Origin of the sequence: Vibrio sp. CyArs1 (assembly GCF_022432925.1) — a bacterium.
Lineage (GTDB): Bacteria > Pseudomonadota > Gammaproteobacteria > Enterobacterales > Vibrionaceae > Vibrio > Vibrio mediterranei.
Genome location: NZ_JAKRBO010000026.1, coordinates 1 through 1,291 on the forward strand (window position 1 = coordinate 1; position 1,291 = coordinate 1,291).

At 42.9% G+C, this 1,291-nt stretch carries 1 protein-coding gene; it reads left to right on the forward strand.

Translation table 11 applies throughout. The features are described from left to right. The first annotated feature begins 53 nt into the window (after positions 1-53). Positions 54-1,258, forward strand: a protein-coding gene (locus MMA19_RS26415; protein WP_240207776.1) for an IS3 family transposase whose coding sequence is annotated in 2 segments (ribosomal slippage) — positions 54-441 and positions 441-1,258 — 1,206 coding nt in all. Because the reading frame shifts where the segments join, the coding sequence is not laid out codon by codon here. Positions 1,259-1,291 lie beyond the last annotated feature (33 nt).

Here is a 1,291-nt window from a genome sequence, read left to right on the forward strand (position 1 = left end):
TGTACCGTCCTGAATAAGGTTGACACATTTCCAACATGAAATTGGAGAGTGTCATGAAATCAACGAGTAAACGAACCCAACGAGATTATTCTCTTGCCTTTAAATTGACGGTTGTTGACCAAGTAGAAAAAGGTGAAATGACCTATAAACAAGCTCAAGAGCGATACGGGATACAAGGCCGATCTACTGTCTTAGCTTGGCTTCGTAAGCACGGTCAGCTAAATTGGTCTAAAGGAATAGAGAAACCAATCACAGTAGGTAATGGCATGCCTGATTCTCCTTCTACTCAAACTCCAGAACAACGGATAAAAGAACTCGAGCAACAACTTGAAGAAACTCAACTGAAAGCGGACTTCTTTGAGGCTGTCGTAAAAGTAATGGATAGGGATTTCGGTGTCCGAATCTCAAAGAAGCGCAAAGCCGAGTTATTAAGGAAAAAACGGTCAAAAGGCTCACAGTAACTAAAGCTTGCCACTTCATCGGGATTACTCGGCAGGCGTTTTACAAACGCTGCGCGCTCGAGCTTCAGCGAACTCAGAAAGAGCAATCTGTCATTGGGTTCGTCAAAGAGCAAAGGATTCGACATCCTCGATTAGGAACTCGAAAGCTCAAGTACTTGCTCAGTCAGAATAACATTTATATAGGGCGAGACTGTCTGTTTTTATTGCTAAAACAGCATCGCCTATTGGTTGTAAACCGAAGGGCTTATCATCGAACAACAAACAGCCATCATCGGTTCCACTGCCATCCAAACCGAATCAAAGAGGGCATGGTTCCAAATAAACCGGAGCAGTTGTGGGTCGCTGATATTACTTACTTGGCAACGCGAGCGGGAAATACTTATCTCAGCTTAATCACTGACGCCTACTCGAGGAAGATAGTTGGGTATCATCTCGATGATAATATGAAGACGCAAGCAGTTAAGAGCGCATTCCTGAAGGCTTTGAAAGAGCGGCTATATGAGGGCGAGCTGATTCATCACTCTGACCGAGGTATTCAATACTGTTCTGAGGAATATCAGTCACTACACAGAAAATATCACGTGACATGTTCTATGACTGATGGATACGACTGCTATCAAAATGCTCTAGCTGAAAGAGTAAATGGTATTTTAAAGATGGAGTATTTGCTGACTAAGCCGAACGACTTGAATGAAGCTAAGAAAATGGTTGCTGAGTCTGTGAAACTCTATAATGAACAGAGACCACATACAGCTCTAAAATACAAAACGCCCGATGAAGTTCATCGAGCGTTTTAACTAAAAGTGTCAACCCATATCAGGACGGGTCAC